Annotated in this window: 15 protein-coding genes; all 15 read right to left on the bottom strand. The window is 46.6% G+C overall.

Features of this window, described 5'->3' with window-relative positions; all coding sequences use genetic code 11:
- Positions 1–520: 520 nt before the first annotated feature.
- The 15 genes from gdhA to ACGHZ6_RS25355 all read right to left on the bottom strand — a co-directional run bounded on the left by gdhA (position 521) and on the right by ACGHZ6_RS25355 (position 16952).
- Positions 521–1885, bottom strand: coding sequence for an NADP-specific glutamate dehydrogenase (gdhA, locus tag ACGHZ6_RS25425; protein ID WP_390619274.1), 1365 nt, complete (start codon positions 1883–1885; stop codon positions 521–523).
- 256 nt (positions 1886–2141) lie between these two features.
- Entirely contained in the window at positions 2142–2504 is a 363-nt protein-coding gene (locus ACGHZ6_RS25420; RefSeq protein ID WP_390619273.1) for a DUF1622 domain-containing protein, read from the bottom strand.
- A 143-nt stretch (positions 2505–2647) separates the two neighbouring features.
- Complete coding sequence (locus ACGHZ6_RS25415; protein WP_390619272.1) at positions 2648–3442, bottom strand: hypothetical protein; 795 nt, start codon at positions 3440–3442, stop codon at positions 2648–2650.
- Positions 3439–4194 (bottom strand): hypothetical protein, encoded by a 756-nt coding sequence (locus ACGHZ6_RS25410; protein WP_390619271.1) that lies wholly within the window; start codon positions 4192–4194, stop codon positions 3439–3441. Before ACGHZ6_RS25410 ends, ACGHZ6_RS25415 begins: the two co-directional genes overlap by 4 nt.
- A gap of 4 nt (positions 4195–4198) precedes the next feature.
- Positions 4199–6160: a 2Fe-2S iron-sulfur cluster-binding protein gene (locus ACGHZ6_RS25405; protein WP_390619270.1), complete on the bottom strand. Its 1962-nt coding sequence runs from the start codon at positions 6158–6160 to the stop codon at positions 4199–4201.
- Positions 6161–6182: 22 nt separating this feature from the next.
- A complete protein-coding gene (locus ACGHZ6_RS25400; RefSeq protein ID WP_390619269.1) occupies positions 6183–7058 on the bottom strand; it encodes a hypothetical protein in 876 nt (291 codons plus the stop codon).
- Positions 7059–7301: 243 nt separating this feature from the next.
- Entirely contained in the window at positions 7302–7757 is a 456-nt protein-coding gene (locus ACGHZ6_RS25395) for an ion channel (RefSeq protein ID WP_390619268.1), read from the bottom strand.
- A complete protein-coding gene (locus tag ACGHZ6_RS25390; protein ID WP_390619470.1) occupies positions 7754–10948 on the bottom strand; it encodes an efflux RND transporter permease subunit in 3195 nt (1064 codons plus the stop codon). The genes ACGHZ6_RS25395 and ACGHZ6_RS25390 overlap by 4 nt, the downstream gene beginning before the upstream one ends.
- A complete protein-coding gene (locus ACGHZ6_RS25385; RefSeq protein ID WP_390619267.1) occupies positions 10941–12458 on the bottom strand; it encodes an efflux RND transporter periplasmic adaptor subunit in 1518 nt (505 codons plus the stop codon). The genes ACGHZ6_RS25390 and ACGHZ6_RS25385 overlap by 8 nt, the downstream gene beginning before the upstream one ends.
- Complete coding sequence (locus ACGHZ6_RS25380; RefSeq protein WP_390619266.1) at positions 12451–13818, bottom strand: TolC family protein; 1368 nt, start codon at positions 13816–13818, stop codon at positions 12451–12453. Before ACGHZ6_RS25380 ends, ACGHZ6_RS25385 begins: the two co-directional genes overlap by 8 nt.
- Before the next feature lie 109 nt (positions 13819–13927).
- Positions 13928–14278 (bottom strand): hypothetical protein, encoded by a 351-nt coding sequence (locus ACGHZ6_RS25375; protein WP_390619265.1) that lies wholly within the window; start codon positions 14276–14278, stop codon positions 13928–13930.
- A 59-nt stretch (positions 14279–14337) separates the two neighbouring features.
- Positions 14338–14949, bottom strand: coding sequence for a c-type cytochrome (locus ACGHZ6_RS25370; protein WP_390619264.1), 612 nt, complete (start codon positions 14947–14949; stop codon positions 14338–14340).
- A gap of 15 nt (positions 14950–14964) precedes the next feature.
- The gene (locus ACGHZ6_RS25365; protein ID WP_390619263.1) at positions 14965–16206 is read right to left on the bottom strand and encodes a hypothetical protein; all 1242 of its coding nucleotides are present in this window, start codon (positions 16204–16206) and stop codon (positions 14965–14967) included.
- Between the two features lie 26 nt (positions 16207–16232).
- The gene (locus ACGHZ6_RS25360; protein WP_390619262.1) at positions 16233–16592 is read right to left on the bottom strand and encodes a cation transporter; all 360 of its coding nucleotides are present in this window, start codon (positions 16590–16592) and stop codon (positions 16233–16235) included.
- A gap of 105 nt (positions 16593–16697) precedes the next feature.
- Entirely contained in the window at positions 16698–16952 is a 255-nt protein-coding gene (locus tag ACGHZ6_RS25355; RefSeq protein ID WP_390619261.1) for a hypothetical protein, read from the bottom strand.
- Positions 16953–16993: the final 41 nt, after the last annotated feature.

Here is a 16993-nt window from a genome sequence, read left to right as displayed (position 1 = left end):
GGACTAACTATTTTTTGTCCTTAAGAATTTTCTAGACTTAGACGATCACCAAAAGATCGGGATAATCCGCTTACAGCACTTCAACAACTTGATCAAACGCTGATCCCAGCGATTTTACTTTCACTGTAACCCAGGGCACGGCATTGTCCAAAACCTTTGGCCTTTCTGTTGCCGGGGTGAACCCACAAAGGGCTGCAGCTGGTTTCTGCCAACCTCGGCAACCCAAAACTAGGATAAATGACACCAGTGCGTCTGTGATGATCTGGCTACCCTTTCAAGTAAAACGCAGATTCCTTGTTCTGATTCGCCCAATACCGCTCTCCAGGGGCGTCTAGAGCGAAGCCGTATACATGACCCAGGCCAGGAGGGGGATGTCTACATTGCTTGTACATCTGATGTTGATGTTCATCGATGCTGACTCCCTTCCAGTTTTCTGTTTAATTGCTGAGTGGATTTATCTGCCAGACATGTCGCCTTAAACGGCTGGCAGTAACCTACAGCGATAGTCGAAAACCTCTGTTTATGCTATTCCGTATGCCAGCATTGCATCTGCGGCTTTTACAAAACCCGCGATATTAGCGCCATCTACATAGCTGATCTTTCCATCGCTACCGTTCCCATACTGTAGGCACTGACTGTGTATATGCTTCATAATTTGCTTTAACTTTTCATCGACTTCTTCTCTTGTCCAGGCAAGCCTGATTGCATTCTGGCTTTGCTCCAGCCCTGACACAGCGACTCCTCCAGCATTTGCTGCTTTTGCAGGCGCAAATAGAATTTCATTGTCTTGAAATAGCCTGACAGCTTCTAATGTCGTCGGCATGTTGGCGCCTTCAGCCAGAGCTATCACACCATTGTCTATCAAAGCTTTAGCATCATTTATATCTAACTCATTTTGAGTGGCACAAGGGAAAGCCAAATCAGCTTTGATAACCCAGGGACGTTGATCAGGAAAAAAATCGGCTGAGGGGTATCTATCAACGTATTCACTAATACGACCTCGCATGACAAACTTTAACTCTCTTAGCCAATGTAATTTTTCACTATCAATGCCATCAGGATCATGAATAAATCCACTCGAATCCGAAAGCGCCAATACTTTTACGCCTTCATCTAACAGTTTTTCTGCACAAAACAAGGCAACATTTCCTGATCCGGATATAACAGCACTTTTCCCATCCAGTTGAATGTCATGATGCGCAAGCATCTGTTTAGTAAAATACACGACACCGTAGCCGGTTGCCTCGGATCGAATTAAGCTTCCACCAAAAGAGAGTCCTTTACCTGTCAAGGTTCCGACAAAACGATTATTTAGTCTTTTGTATTGTCCGAATAGATAGCTAATCTCTCTCGCGCCGACACCAATATCTCCCGCTGGTATATCGGTGTCTTCGCCGATATGTCGCGATAACTCAGTCATAAGCGACTGACAAAATCTCATCACCTCTCTGTCACTCTTACCTTTGGGGTCAAAATTACTCCCACCCTTCGCGCCGCCCATTGGCAGCCCCGTTAGTGCATTCTTGTAAACTTGCTCAAATCCCAAAAACTTTAAAATGCTTTGTGTGACACCTGGATGAAACCTCAGCCCTCCTTTATAAGGACCAATGGCGTTATTAAATTGTACTCGCCAGGCACGGTTGCAACAGATATGTCCCTCGTCATTTTCCCAACAAACACGAAATATTACGATTCGATCAGGCTCTGTCATGCGTTGCAGGATGTGTCCATCAGCATATTCTTCATTATCCATCACGAAAGGCATGACTGACTCCGTGAATTCTCGAACAGCTTGGTGAAACTCATACTCAGCCGGGTTTCGTTCAACTACGCCCTGGTTAAATGATTCGATTTCATTTTTAACTCTTTCATCTGTAAACGCCATGGTAATTTCCTTGGTGTGCTAATAGATCTTTACTACTGAATATCTTTTCAAACAGTGGTTAAATAACTTTTTCTGACGGGAATATCTTCTCCAGGGGTGACATTTCAGCAATTGTTATTTAACTAGCTGTACAGTACCCGCCTCATTAATATTAAACTGGCGTAAGGCCTGCTACTTTCGGCCTACGTGCAGCAAACCGGTTAGATTAAGCACCGGGGCAAACAGAGATTGTGTAACATATTCTAAAGAATTTTCGCTAGACCTTTCCTTTTCCGACAGCCTTAGACTCTTGAATTTCCTTTGTGAGAAAAAAGCTAATCACTGAACGAATAGCAACTATTAACGCAAGAACATAGAGTTCCTTTAGCTCCGGGTTATGTATCGTATGAATAATGTCCGCCGCCAGCATAAAATCCAAACCGAAAAGTAAGTACCCACCGAAACTTATTCGGATATTCTCCATATCGTGGTGAGTGGTATTTTTTTCCCTAAATTTCGAGAACTCTGCCCAGGAGAATCTCACAATCGTAATCAGAACACTCCAAATAATGATCACGCTTCCAGCGATACTCACGGCAAGCGCAATATCATCGAATATTTCTATCGTAAGCACACTCATGTCAATCCCATTTTTATAAAAGATTCGTTTTTCAATCTTTGTTTACACTGCCAAAATATTCAATTTTAAATTAAGGGAAGTTACGCCATCCCAGTCGCAACCGACCCCTCAAATGCACCACGACTATCGTAGATTAGAATCGTTCAATGGTGCTTGTACCACCCTGCTCGTTTTATATCGTTCCACGATGTCGTCTGATGACAAGCAAAACACTCTTCCACCTTAGCCTTATGTTGACCAGCAACTTTTGCAGAAATCATTTTAAAGTGCTGCATGTAATGGCTGGGTGGAGCTTCGTGACATTGGTTACAATCGTAGGATTGATTTGACGGATGTATGAACTCCGGTAAAGACCACTGATCTGTTCTGTGGCACGAAGCACAGTCGTTACCAAAAAGGCCAAAATGACGGTCATCATTGCCATGACAACTAGCACACTGTAAAACGGATTCTTCCACTGAAATACTCGGGTGCACGAACAATGGGTCAGTCGGTCGATCACTGGATACGATACTTTGTAAAAAATCGCGTGTAGCCGTCCCTTTATCGAATTGAATGTTCGGGTTTGGCAACATGGCCATTCCCACCGTCGTAAGGAATTTATGATCCATGACGGAAATCTTGGCGTTTCGTCCATGGTGCTCCTGGTGACAGGAAGTACATTCCGTCACATCGGCGTGGAATGCGGTAGGCTGTCGTTGAAGAATTTCTAATTCATTGGCGTGACACATCACGCAATTTTCACGTGTCACACCTTGTACCGGTGTATGGCAACCCTCACAGTTGTTCTCAAGAAAAGTATGAGCCGTGCTCAATTCTCCTGGGCTCACCGCTTGCTCCCAGTTTATGTCCGTTGAGTCATCCGATTGATGCCACAGATGACTGATTAACAGCGCTGCCAATGCAATTCCGATGAAGGTCCAAATACGCGCTTTCAAAGCCACCTCAACCCAAAATAAATTTCAGAGCCAATATGAAAAATCAGTAACGCATAAAGTAACAACGAAATGGAGATATGGAACTTCAACCAGCGTTGAAACCACCCTTTAGCGATATCATGGATTTTGATGCTGTAGTCAACATCGGATATGGCATCTACCAGCTTGAGAGCCTGTGCGGTTGATGTCTTGGCTGGATGTTGAGACCAAAAACTGGCGTCTACGAGTGCTGGCAAGAGCGATCGGTGAAATGATTGTACTGGGCTGAGATGATCCTCTGGTCTCTGGTTTTCCAACTCCACTCTGACCTGTTGAAATTTCGAGTGGAGGTCACTCCTTAACGCTTTTTTATCGCGTAAACTGGAGGAAATCAGGGAGAGCAGGTAGCGACCAATAAAGCCACTAATGACCACGACAAACATAAGAATGATCAACGAAGAACCCACATAACTGTCAAACCGGTGGGCACTGTGAAGCAGTCCCAATATAGGGCCGAGTACACCAGCATAGACATGCCAAAGGAGAAGCTTTGGCATAGAAACTTTTCGGGTGATCCATTTCTTCAAAGGCTTCACCCGTTTGACAACCAAGTAAAGCAATGGAACAAACATCAACAGCGCTGCAATAATCCCTAACAGGCTGCCTTCAAAGCTGCCGGGGAAGCGAGGGTCTCGATGCCAGATAAAGCCTAGCCAGAGCAGCAACATAAGCACTAGTAGTCCACCGACAATTTGACGTTCTTGGTTATTCATCGTGTCAGGCCTCTACTTCAACCGGCGTGGAGGGAATGGCCTGGCATGCCAGTATATAACCGTCTGCTTTATCCTCGTCTTCCAGGCCATCGTCGACATCCATCTCGACGCTCCCGCTAAGCAGCTTCACTTTACAGGTTCCACAGCTTCCAGCTCTGCATGAACTTTCAATATCGATGTCCAGCGCTTCGGCCACTTCTAGAATTGTTTCTTCAGGACCAGACTTTCCTTGCTTTCCAGACGCAACAAACTTCACCTCATGAGTCGAGGCTTCAGCTGAAGGCTCAGTACCCGATGCCGTCGAAGGGGCGGCCTTTTCCTTGGGGGGTTCGCCACCAAATGCTTCAGTCTTGATACTGTTCTTTGGCATGCCGAGTTCAAGCAACATATCGGAAATGGCATCCATCATGGCTGGTGGGCCACAGATGTGGGCAACTTTCGATGTCAATTCAGGTACGAACCCGTTTATTAACTCTGGGGTTAGTCGCCCTTGGGGCCCCATCCAGGTTGTGCCTTCCGCCCGAGTCATGCTAATCAACACGTGCAGGTTGCTGTGACGTCGCTGCAAATAGAGAAGCTCTTGCTCAAAAATAAAGTCGTGGGTTGTTCGTGCGCTGAAGATGAAGTAGATATCCCCTTCCCAACACTGTGCCGTGAGATAACGAACAGCACTCATCATGGGTGTAATCCCTACCCCGCCGGATATAAGCATGACACTGTTTACCCCCTGGCCGTTAAAATAGAATTTGCCATTGGGTGCTTTAATTTCCAGCAGATCATTGAGCTTGACGCTGTCGTGCATATGGCGCGAAACAAGTCCGTGCTCTTCTCTCTTAATAGTGACTTCCATATAGTCACGTTGACTTGGAGATGAGGCGATGGTGTAGGAACGCTTGACGATTTTTTCCTGGCCAGGAATCGATAAGCTGAAGGTGACAAATTGCCCCGGCTCGTAATCAAAGGGCAGCTGTTCTCCGTCCGGCTGTGCCAGGCGAAATGTTTTAACATCGTGAGTCTCAGTAAATATACCGGTTACTCGCAGAGGTCCGGTATAACGGCCAGCTTTATTCGGGATGGCAGCGGCCGGGGCATCACCATTTGGAACAACAGTGTTAGAGACATCAGCGGTATTGGCAGAAGGGGATTCCTTTTGACTATCCTCAGGTGTCTTTGACGAAGCATCTGCATCGGCAGGCGATTGCTGCCTAAGCTCTTCCATCAAAGCACCCGCTCGACGCATTCTGAAGACGTACATCCAAATCATGGTGACGGCAAATGCGATGAGAACCAACATGATGCCCGTATGCAATGGCGTCATCCCCAGAAACCGAGGGGGCTCGTGAGAGCTGACTGTAGGCAGAAGATTCATTTCACGCTTGAACCATTGCAAGGCAACTCGGCGAGGCGCTTGCCCCTCAGTCAAAGCACGTTTTGCTGCTAAGCCGCTGTTGTATTGACTTAAGCCTTGTTCTATCTCCAGGACTGCCGATTGCATCCGTGTAAAATCCTGCCGTACATCTGCCCGCGACAACGCATCAAATCCCTGGACCATGACGGCGGTACCGGCTTTCATGCGCCCAACAGCTTTTGCTAGGACTTCTTCGCGCTTTTTCTCGGGTAACTCGGGGAGTCGCATCAATGATGGGTAAAGATCCTTGGGTTTTGGTGCCCCCATTTTCTCCATCATGCCATCCATCATTTTGCCCATTCCAGCTTCCATACCTCTAGCCATTCCATTGCCGGAGGAAGGCTGTTTATCTGGTTTGCCACCTGTTGTAATGCCCGGTTCTAACTGACTCTGCTCACCATAGACATCCGGGTGATGGCTACGATGCTCGGCGTCAGATTTTTGTGCATGTACTGACAAGGCCACTAGCAATGCTGCTACTGCTACCATCACGGCCGGTAGAAATCTCGAATAGTGTTCAGTTGGCCAATACTTTCTTACTTTATTTTTTTGGGGCATCACTGTGCTCTCTTAAGGTTGATCAAAGCTTGGCGTCGGTAAGCTTTGATACTTGCTGAGCGGTCAAAACTGATACCGCTTGGCCAACCTGCTTTATGAAAGTCAACCTGAGCTTTGAATTTATCGATTCAATTGACATTATTGTTTTTTGAATCGCCTTATAATCAGGTTGCCCCAAGGCGGTAAATTCCCACAGACGTTGTTCGAGGGAATCTCGCTCTGAAATCATGGCGGTTTTCTGGCTTTGCCATTGCGATTGAATGGCTTTAAGTTGATCAGTTTGATTTTGCGTTAAACCAAGATGCGCAGAGTGATCTAAAAAAAACTCATTTTCTCCGATGTGATAGAGATGAGCTGCACTCATGTAGCCAGGCAGGGCTGTATCAGCGTTTGCGGTTCCAAGTGCTTGATCTTTAGGTGGCCGCCCCATCATAGACATGTTTTTCATGCCCATTTTACACATCATGCCCTTGCATTTTCCCATCATCATTTTATCTTTCTGCATACCTTTCATTGGCATATTCATATGCATGCCTTTGTTCATTCCCCTACCCATACCCATTTTCTTGGGATCTTGCATGCTGGAGCCATCCTGCAAAACCGTTGAACCTTCCTCTACTGCACGCTGATCGTTGGGCATTGCTTTTTTGGAGTTGTTTTGATCAGGAGGCGCAGTCTGTTTTAAATTACTGTTCATTTGGTCTAGCGCGCGCTGTATTTTGGAAAAATCACTTGTGGAGTTGTTCTCAACCGCTTGATCACTCTCAGACACTGGATTCCCTTGCTTTTCGCCAGATGGTTGTGCATTGACAGAGCAAGCGGACAGCAGGATGACTAAAAGAATAATCAGTGACGAGTGGCCTCGTTCAACAAATACTGATGAAAAAATAGTTTTCATATGACACTTCTCTTTCACGGGTCTTTAACACTCCGATTGGACTAAATTAGATTCGAGATATGGCATTACATCAGCAATACTATAGCCGAAGGCGTTAGTGCACTGCGAATCGTTGAGTTCACGCTTTACTATTCAACAAGAACGCTGCACTAAGGTGCTAGCTATTGCTAATTTATATCTGCTTATCATCTTTTCCTTCAGACTGGTTGACTCATACAGCATTGATATCTATACGCATTTTCTTCATTGTCGGTTATTTAGACCTGTACAGGAACTATCCCAAGTCCATAACCGCCCCATGGCCAAGAACGTAAATGAAGCAGACCATGTAATTAGCAGAAAGCCGTTAAGCGCTTCCATGGCAGTAATAAACCGAATATGACCTTCCGGCTGAATATCTCCCAAACCCAAAGTCGTGTAGACGACACCCGAATAATATAAATAACTCATAGCATCAGTGACTGGTGAACCTCGAAACGTGCCCAGCTCAAATGAGGATACTGACAAGCTGTAAGTGACTGCGTATATGCCAATCTCCACAATGTGTGTAAGAAACAGCACAACAACAATCACTAACACCTGCGTGTGTGTTGGCAGGTTGAGTTTAGGCGTATTTGTACCCAGCCAAAGAAGCACCCGATAGTGAAAAGCAAAAGTAACTGCCACCAGTGCAAATGCCAAACCAACAGCCAATATCACGCAGACTCTCCTCCCTCTGGCACTTTAGGCAAGGTTTCCAACGCAACAGAGTCTGTCCTTCCTTTTTCCTGGAACTGTAGGATGAAGCTATAAATGACCGGCAACACCAATAGGTTGAGAATTGTGACCGTCAGCATTCCACCCAGCATTGGTGCAGCAATGCGATGCGTAACATCCGATCCCGTGCCACTACTCAACATAATGGGAACTAACCCTGCCATTGTCGATATAGCCGTCATAGCCACCGGTCGTACACGTTTTGATGTCGCCGAGAGTACAGCGTCCTTAATTTCATCAAACGACAAAACACCTTGGGAAGCAGCCCGTCGTTTGGCAATCTCCGTATCGATAAAGCTTAATACCAGTACGCCAATTTCCGCAGCCATTCCCGCCAACGCAATAAAACCCACAGCCACGGCGACTGACATGTTGTAATCATTAATATAGATAAGCCAGATGCCACCAACCAAACCAAACGGGATCGACATCATCACAACTAACGGCTCGGTGATGTTGCGGAAATTGAAATAGAGCAGCAGAAATATAATAAGAAGCGTTGCTGGTGCCACAATGCTCAAACGCGCTGCGGCACGTTCCATGTACTCAAATTGCCCTGACCAGGTGATCGTATAGCCAGCGGGCACTTTGACCTGCTCCTCCAAGACACGTTTTGCCTTGGCAACATAGCCACCGATATCCGAGGTTGAAATATCAACATATATCCAGGCATTAGGACGCGCATCTTCACTTTTAATCACCGGTGGACCACGCTGATAATCAATATTCGCGACCATCGCCAGCGGAATTTGCGTACCTGTTGGCGTAGGTATCAGCACCCGCTTTAGTGTCTCCATATCATCACGTAGTTCACGCGGGTACCGTAGATTCACCGGATACCGCTCAAGTCCCTCGACCGTTTCAGTGATATTCATGCCACCAATGGCACTTTGAATAATGTCTTGCACGGCACCTACGGTAAGACCATAGCGCGCTGCACTCTCCCGGTTGATTTCAAAGTCAAGGTAATAACCACCCACTGCCCGGTCACCGAAGGCTGAAGTTGTTTCCGGCAGCGTTTTCATGGCTTGCTCAATATCCTGGGAAACCTGTTGAAGAACATTGAGATCAGGCCCCGACACCTTGATACCAATAGGGGTTTTAATGCCTGTCGACAGCATGTCGATACGGGTTTTGATCGGCATCGTCCAGGCATTCGCTAAGCCTGGAAACTGTATCGCCTGATCCATTTCATTCATCAGATCCTTGGTGGATTTTGAGGGATCAGGCCATTCCTCTTTAGGTTTAAGTCGTACCGTAGTCTCGATCATAGCCAGAGGCGCTGAGTCAGTTGCTGATTCGGCTCGCCCAACTTTACCAAATACATGATGTACCTCAGGAAATGTAGACAGGATTTTGTCGGTCTGTTGAAGCAACTCCTTGGCTTTAGTAATCGAAATACCTGGAAATGTGGTTGGCATATAGAGAATATCGCCCTCATCCAGGGGCGGCATAAATTCACTACCCAGCTTTGAATACGGATAATAAGTAGCTGCCAGCAAGCCTACCGCTAATACCAGTGTGACACTCCGCCATCGCATGGCAAGCTTCAGGGCAGGGCCATGAATGGCATGGAGTGCGCGATTAATTGGATTCTTATGCTCAGCCACTATCTTACCGCGCAATAAATACCCCATCATCACAGGAACAAGGGTAATCGCCAGGATGGCTGATGCCGCCATCGCATAGGTTGCAGTAAAGGCCAGTGGGCTAAATAATCGCCCTTCTTGCGCCTGCATGGTGAAGATGGGCAGGAATGAGACTGTGATAACGAGCAGTGAAAAAAACAACGCTGGCCCTACTTCCTGACAAGATGCCCCTATCGTTTTCCAACGCTCATCCAGGGTCAGCTCAGATCCCTTATCTTCACGGGCCTCGGCCAACCGGCTATGAGCATTTTCCACCATCACAATCGCCCCATCGACCATGGTGCCAATGGTGATCGCTATCCCTCCCAACGACATAATGTTGGCATTTAGCCCTTGAATACGCATGATGATAAAGGCCATCAGGATTCCCAGGGGTAGCGTGATAATTGCCACGAATGCTGATCGCGCGTGTAACAAGAATAAGATCACAACCAAGCTGACAATAACCAGCTCCTGAAAGAGCGAGGTATTCAGGCTTTTAACAGCTCGCTCAATCAAGTCACCACGATCATACACGGGGACGATTTCAACGCCTTCAGGCAGCCCGGCCTTCAGTTCTTCCAGCTTGGCTCGCACCGCCTGAATGGTCGCCAATGCGTTTTCGCCAAAGCGCATAATGACAACGCCACCAGCAACCTCGCCTTCACCATTAAGGTCAACCAACCCCCGGCGAAGCTCGGGACCAATTTGCACATGCGCTACATCTTGCAGTCGGATTGGTGTGCCGTCTTTGTCCACACTTACGGGGATACTATTGAGGTCATCAATCGACTGTATATATCCCAATCCACGAACCATATACTCCGTTTCAGCCATCTCCACCAGACGGCCACCCACATCCTTGTTGGACATTTTGATGGCCATCTTGATCTTATTCAGCGGTATGTTGTAGCGCAGTAGAGCATTGGGGTCGACTTCAACCTGATACTGTTTAACGTAACCACCAACCGACGCAACTTCTGAGACACCTTCGACCGTTTGCAGTGGGTACCGCAAATACCAGTCCTGTAATGAACGTAATTGGGACAAGTCATGCTTACCGGTTTTATCGACCAGAGCATATTCGTACACCCAACCTACCCCCGTGGCATCTGGCCCTAACGTTGGCGTAATTCCTTGAGGTAATCGGCCACTGACATAGTTAATAGATTCCAGCACGCGCGAGCGGGCCCAATACATATCAGTGCCATCTTCGAAGATGATGTACACAAAGGAAAAACCAAAAAAGGAATACCCTCTAACCACCTTTGTTCGTGGCACAGCCAGCATTGATGTCGTTAGAGGGTATGTGACCTGGTCTTCAACCACCTGGGGTGATTGCCCAGGGTACTCAGTAAATATAATGACTTGAACATCCGACAAATCAGGAATCGCGTCCAGCGGTGCATTTTTGTAAGCAAAAATACCAACGAGCGAGATGATCACTGCCGCAATCAACACCATAAATCGATCACGTAGCGAGGCATTGATAATGGCGTTAATCATGTTCATGGACTCCGTGTGCTGAATGATCCACCTGTTTACTCATATCCATCTCGGAATGACCTTCCATACTCTCAGAACTATGATTCATACCTGTATGGCCTTCCATGCTATGAGAGCCTCCTTCTCCGTCTGTTGCAGAATCCTGCGAGGCCTCCATCATTTTGGCCGTTGCTTCACGCAGCTTGGATTCCGAATCCACCAGGAACTGGGCTGAGGTCACTACTTCCTCGCCCGCACTGACGCCATCTAGTACCGCAACTTTGCCGCTGGACTCGACACCTAGTTCGACTAAACGAGGCTCAAATTTTCCAGGTTCTCTAACCACGAATACCTGCGGATGCCCACCAGATCGAATCACCGCTTCAGCCGGAATCACCACTGTGCTATTTTGCTTGTCCGACTTAATGCTAACCTCTGCAAACATATCAGGTCGTAACAGCAGCTCCTGGTTGTCAAACACGAGGCGGACTTTCGTGGTTCGTGTCTTTGATTCCGCATAGGGGTAGATATACTGAAGCGAGCCTTTAAAGGTCTTTCCAGGCACGGATGCCAAGGTCATCTCGACTTCATCACCAATTTTTACCCAAGGTAGTTCATACTCGTACACATCAGCGTAAACCCAGACCTTGCTTAGGTCGACCATCATGTACAGCTCAGTCTTTGGCGTAACGAATTGACCCTGGCGGGAGCCAATACGGATCACCGTACCGGCCACTGGTGAATGTATATGCAGACTTTTCTTCACTTTCCGGGTTTGTTCCAGCTCTTGAATTTGATGCTCTGGCACGTCCAGCAATTCCAAGCGTTCGCGAGAGCTCTTTACCAGATCCTCTGCACCTTGCCTGATTTCATCAAATTGGCTTTTGCTCAAAGCAGACAGGTTATTCAGTGCTAATAAATATTCCTGCTGAGTTGATACCAACTTAGGTGAGTAGATACTGAGCAAAATATCGTCCTTAGCCACATTCTGCCCCGTTTTATCGACACGGATTTCTTCAATCCACCCTTCAACCTTTGGGTGCAATCGCGACATACTTTCTTCATCAAAATCCACTCGACCCACGGCACGAATGGTTCGATTGATTGACTCCTGCTTGGCAATAGCAGTCCGCACGCCAATGTTCTGAACCACGACAGGGTCGATCTTGACCGTACCTACAACTTCGCTTTGCTCGTTATCGGCATAAACTGGGACATAATCCATACCCATCGAATCTTTAGCGGGTACAGGTGATGTCACAGAAGGGTTCATCGGGTTTCTGTAGAAGAGTATTTTCCGCTCAGACGGTTTGTTATCCTCTTCTGCGTAGACTGGTATATAGTCCATGCCCATTGAATCCTTCGCTGGCACAGGGGAAGTAACGCTGGGATTCATTGGATTGCGATAAAAAATAGGCTTTTTTTCCTCAGTCGGCACAGTAGTAGCGCCCCCCCTATCGGATAGCCAATATCCAGCCCCTAGCCCGATACCTAGCATTAGCACGGCGATAATAAGTGTCGATTTATTCATAAATAGATTCCTCGCCGACAGCGGCCTCCAGGCGTGCTAATGCTTGTTTAGCATCACTTAATGCCTTCCAATATTGCAATTCATAGTTAAAGAGAGTCATTTGACTGCGAACCAGGTTAAGAAAATCGACTTCACTGACCTGATATCCTGCCAACATGGATTGAACAGTTTGTTGTGCTTGTGGAACGATGCCACTGCCATACAGTGAAAATTGCTGCTTGGCTTCTTGATAATCTGTAACCGCAGAAGATATAGCTGCCGTAACTAGGCCCTTCTCATCCAGTAAGGCATAGCGATTCATTTGCAGCTCACTGCTTCTTTGTGAAACAGCTTTGGACTGTTTACGCCCGGAATAAAGTGGAACTTTTACACCCACCATGACGGAAAAGAAATCTGATCTCGACCCGCCCATAGGAGGAGGGTTGTCTCCGGTTCGATCACCGTAAGTAACTCCCAATTTGAAGTCGGGGTAATAGTCTCGCTTTGCCAAATCCAAGCGTGACTGGGCGGCTTCGATTTTGGTTTCCATTTGTTTGAGGAGTGGACGCGAATATTCAGCTTGCAGATAAAGCGAGTTCTCATCAGCCAAAGCCGGCATAGACTTGGAAACTTGGACAGGCAAGACAATGACATCATTCGCCGGTCTATCCATTAGGATATTGAGTTTTATCGCCTGATTGCGACGTATCGCCCTCAACTGAATTTCTTGATCCATCAATCTGGAAAGCTCTAACTGAGCCAGTAGTACGTCCTGCTGCAACCCCTTTCCTGTTTCGTACTTGGTTTGTGCAACCGTAATAAATTGTCGAAGTAAGGCCTGGTTGTTTTTTACTGTATCCAAAGCGCGATCTAGATAATAAAGTTGCCACCATTTGCTTTTCACATTCTTCACAAGCTGCAATCGCACCTCATCGACTGAATGCCCAGCTGCTTTCGCGTCATATTCAGCAGCCTCCTCCTTTAGTCCCAGCTTTCCCGGAAAAGGAATAACCTGACTGACACCTACCTGAAGCTGAGTCATGGGCTCTTGGTCCCTGTCAAAAGTATCAGTAGGAAAATTCATGGCATTCAGACTGACCATAGGGTCCGGCAGAGTACCAACTTGAGACGGCACTTCTAACAGGGCTTTATAGCGTTCTTGCACTTCGGCCAGATTTGGATTGTCACTGACAGCCACTTTTACTGCCGAATTTTCATTTAACACCACAGGGTTGACTTCATCGGCATACAAGTTGTCGGCCACAATAAGGAGCGGCGCTACAACTAATAGCAATCTGTATTTACGCAAAAACACTCTCCCCCTAAGTATCACCCGGAAAGAATGTTTGCCACTTGAAGCAAACTGCATTATTTGTCTCATACGGCTTTATGCTCCCCTGACAAGATGCTTCCTCGCAGGAGGTTGTCACCCACCTGAGAGGAAAAATGAAAATTGCGCCTTTCAATAAAGCGCCTGCTGTCGTTAGTCATTATTTCTTGAATTCCACCATGTCATTTTTTCTCACGTCACCGCTTGATACTCTTGCTCTCGCAAAATGGTCATTAACAACCGAGTTGATTTCTACAACGCCAACGTACTCGACCCTGTAATCGTCGTCGCCTTCTTCTACAGCGCCTTCCCAAATGTAACGATAAACCTGAAGCTCCTGCCCCGATTCAGCACCATCCTTGCTACCAATGCAAACAACCACTTCATTACTATCAATGCCGACTACCTGGCCTTTCATGATATTCTCGTGATAAAATGGGCTTCCTGCACAAGCGGCCAGCAATCCCAAAAAAACAACCAGAAAACTTACCTTCACTATTCTGTTTAACATTTCGAATACTCCTTTTAGAGCAATTGATTAAGAAAAAACCGTAATTCTTACAGCGCTATTCAAAAAGAGATTGTTTTGATATATTTCAAGGCCGCATTAAGGTCAGCATCTGAAAGCTGACTATTTCCACCTCGTGGCGGCATAGGCATCGAACTCCCTGGACTTTGAATACCGGTGATAATATTACTTAGTAACTCACTATCCCCTTTCAATAGACGGCCTTTTCTATCTGTAAAGTCAGGCACACCCGGTATACTTCCTTTGCCATTTGCGCCATGGCAAGCTAGGCAATTATTTTCATATATCTGCTTTCCAGAAATATCAGCTGACTCGCTTTTCCTGGTTTCGACGTTTTCCATACCGACATTTTGTACTTTAGCGTTAGAGCGCTGTAAAAACGTCAGAATATCGCGTACCTCCTGACCCGTAAGGCCCGCCCGTACTCTCATATGAAATACAGTTGTTACCCACTGATCATCACGAAGATCGGAAGGGTTCCGCATGTTGTGGCAACGCGCACAATTTTCAGCCCATGATTTACTACCTTGAGCGAAGTCTCCCTCTTCAGGGTAATCAAGTGCATACACTGACTGCGCGACCAGTACGGCGAGTAACAAAAGTATATTTTTCTTGCCAAAGCTGCGAATGCTTCTCCAGATTAGACTATTCATCACAGTTCTCCTCAGTTAAAAGCCATAAGCCATTTGAAGCAGGAATCTATCCAGGCTGGCATCAGTACCGGTCTGGCCATCATTAAATTCGTAGGCAATCTTCCCGATAAAGTTATTAGTAAAGAGGTAGTTTCCCCCTACAGCCCACTGTTGCTGATCCTGACTGTTATGTGGCGAGTCGAAATCTGTGTAGCGAGCAACCAGCTCCCATTTGGACTGAGTAAATCGATAAGTTCCCTGGGTGTACCAAGTCTCCCAGGTAGCACCGTCCGATGCAGCAGTACCGCTACCCGTATCATCACCAACCTCGGTCTCTACATATTCACCGCGTAGATTGAATGATTTGTATTGCCAGCTAAAATCCGCTCCCAACACATCGTAATCTCGCGCCCCGTCATTACTTAGCAGGCTACTGTCGCCGTCTTCAATTGAAGTTACGGTTGCCTTACCACTCGCAGCCGACAGACCCAGTTCGAAACCCACAAATGGAATTATACCCAAGCGTCCACCCACGACTTTCTCACCATCACCATCAGAACCAAACCCTTCAGCCTCTACGCCATCAAGTTCATATTCTCCGTCTTCAAATTCGGCGATTAATTCTGGGCCATTACTGACATAAATAGCATAGTTAGTCCTAATTTCTCCAATCGGAAAGCCACCGCGTAGCTGCAAACCCACATCAGAAACCGGAGCCGCACCATCATGGCCGAATCCAGGTGGCGCCGAGGGTAGTTTATTGATCCAGGAGGGGTGAAGATTTTGTCGAAATTGACCAATTGGGCTTAAGAATTTTCCGCCCACTAAGACCATATAGTCATTGATAAACCAGTCGATGGTTAGGTATTTAAGCGCCGTTTCAGTCTCACCATCGTCCCCCACCGTAACTTCCAACTCCGATTCCAGCATTACTAGATCGCGGTACTGAAAATGAAAGATGGGTGCAAAAGTGCCAACATTGAAACTACCATCCTCTGATTCTGAGTCGGCATACCCCACATCGGCGTAGCCTGACATATGTATCAAGGTATCGGGTTGTAACCACTCACCAGCCGTCGCGACGTCCTTCTTAATAACTTGAACCTCTTCTTTAGTCGCACTCTTCTTAAGCTGCTGCTTAAGCTGATCCATCTCCTGCTGCATGCGCTCCAAGCGTTCGGCTAGCTCTTCAACAGTGGGCTCGGCTAGCGCCGCTACTGAAACACTAAACGCGGCGACAGTGAACATGATAGTGCTCGCTAGTTTATTTGTTTTCATAATTTGTCTCCGTTGTGATATTGGTACTACCTACCGGGTGGTCGCTTGTGACAACTCCAAGGTTCATGGCTAGCGTTATCTTTCACGTTCTGATCGACAAACTTGTAATAACCTTCTTTAAAATGTGTCCACCAATCATCAGCAATATCGCATTCATGCTTCCTGATAATTTCTTCAATCTCATTCAGCTCTCGTTTCGTTGCGTCATAGGCCACCTTGAGTAAACTTTCTGATGGATTTACAGATACTGCATCTACGCCCAATAGCTTTTCAATTTCTTGAATGATTGACTGATGGTTTTCATACACTGGACCTTCTAATTTCAAATGACGTACCATCAGAGAGTCTTCGTTCACACCGACTTTGTGTTTCTGTTTACTATCCATAACTCTCTCCTTTGTTTTCCCATTCCCACCTAACCAATAAGCTGATTCGGATAATGGCTAGGTAAGGGCTAATCCGCTCGACTTAAACAATAATCGAATAAACTATTATTTATGCACTTTCCTGTGATTATGCACTTTCTTCTTTTTCGGCTTCTCGACGGATTCATCGTTGTCTGTCGCAGCCGATTCACCTGCAGATGGCATCCCTTTGTGCTTGCGGTGGTCATGTTTGAACTTTTTCTGCTGTTCTTCTTGCTTCGCTACAGGCTCCTGGTCTGACGACTGTGATTCGTTAGCCATTGTCATTGAGGACAGGCCTAGCACTGTTAAAACAGCTATTGGTAGTAATAAGGTTTTCATAACAATTCTCCATTAATCATTTAGTAGCTTGTTAGTAAATA

The organism is Maricurvus nonylphenolicus, from assembly GCF_042854845.1.
In the GTDB taxonomy this organism is placed as follows: Bacteria; Pseudomonadota; Gammaproteobacteria; order Pseudomonadales; family Cellvibrionaceae; genus Maricurvus; species Maricurvus nonylphenolicus.
Note: the sequence above shows the minus strand (reverse complement) of the source record. Positions and strands in the feature narration are given on the sequence as shown.

Bases quoted from the DNA above. Each gene is read 5' to 3' on its own strand.
- ACGHZ6_RS25385 (WP_390619267.1), bottom strand. From the start codon at position 12,458: ATGAATAAATCGACACTTATTATCGCCGTGCTAATGCTAGGTATCGGG.
- gdhA (WP_390619274.1), bottom strand. From the start codon at position 1,885: ATGGCGTTTACAGATGAAAGAGTTAAAAATGAAATCGAATCATTTAAC.
- ACGHZ6_RS25370 (WP_390619264.1), bottom strand. From the start codon at position 14,949: ATGAATAGTCTAATCTGGAGAAGCATTCGCAGCTTTGGCAAGAAAAAT.
- ACGHZ6_RS25375 (WP_390619265.1), bottom strand. From the start codon at position 14,278: ATGTTAAACAGAATAGTGAAGGTAAGTTTTCTGGTTGTTTTTTTGGGA.
- ACGHZ6_RS25400 (WP_390619269.1), bottom strand. From the start codon at position 7,058: ATGAAAACTATTTTTTCATCAGTATTTGTTGAACGAGGCCACTCGTCA.
- ACGHZ6_RS25365 (WP_390619263.1), bottom strand. From the start codon at position 16,206: ATGAAAACAAATAAACTAGCGAGCACTATCATGTTCACTGTCGCCGCG.
- ACGHZ6_RS25360 (WP_390619262.1), bottom strand. From the start codon at position 16,592: ATGGATAGTAAACAGAAACACAAAGTCGGTGTGAACGAAGACTCTCTG.
- ACGHZ6_RS25355 (WP_390619261.1), bottom strand. From the start codon at position 16,952: ATGAAAACCTTATTACTACCAATAGCTGTTTTAACAGTGCTAGGCCTG.
- ACGHZ6_RS25390 (WP_390619470.1), bottom strand. From the start codon at position 10,948: ATGATTAACGCCATTATCAATGCCTCGCTACGTGATCGATTTATGGTG.
- ACGHZ6_RS25410 (WP_390619271.1), bottom strand. From the start codon at position 4,194: ATGAATAACCAAGAACGTCAAATTGTCGGTGGACTACTAGTGCTTATG.
- ACGHZ6_RS25420 (WP_390619273.1), bottom strand. From the start codon at position 2,504: ATGAGTGTGCTTACGATAGAAATATTCGATGATATTGCGCTTGCCGTG.
- ACGHZ6_RS25405 (WP_390619270.1), bottom strand. From the start codon at position 6,160: ATGCCCCAAAAAAATAAAGTAAGAAAGTATTGGCCAACTGAACACTAT.
- ACGHZ6_RS25380 (WP_390619266.1), bottom strand. From the start codon at position 13,818: ATGAGACAAATAATGCAGTTTGCTTCAAGTGGCAAACATTCTTTCCGG.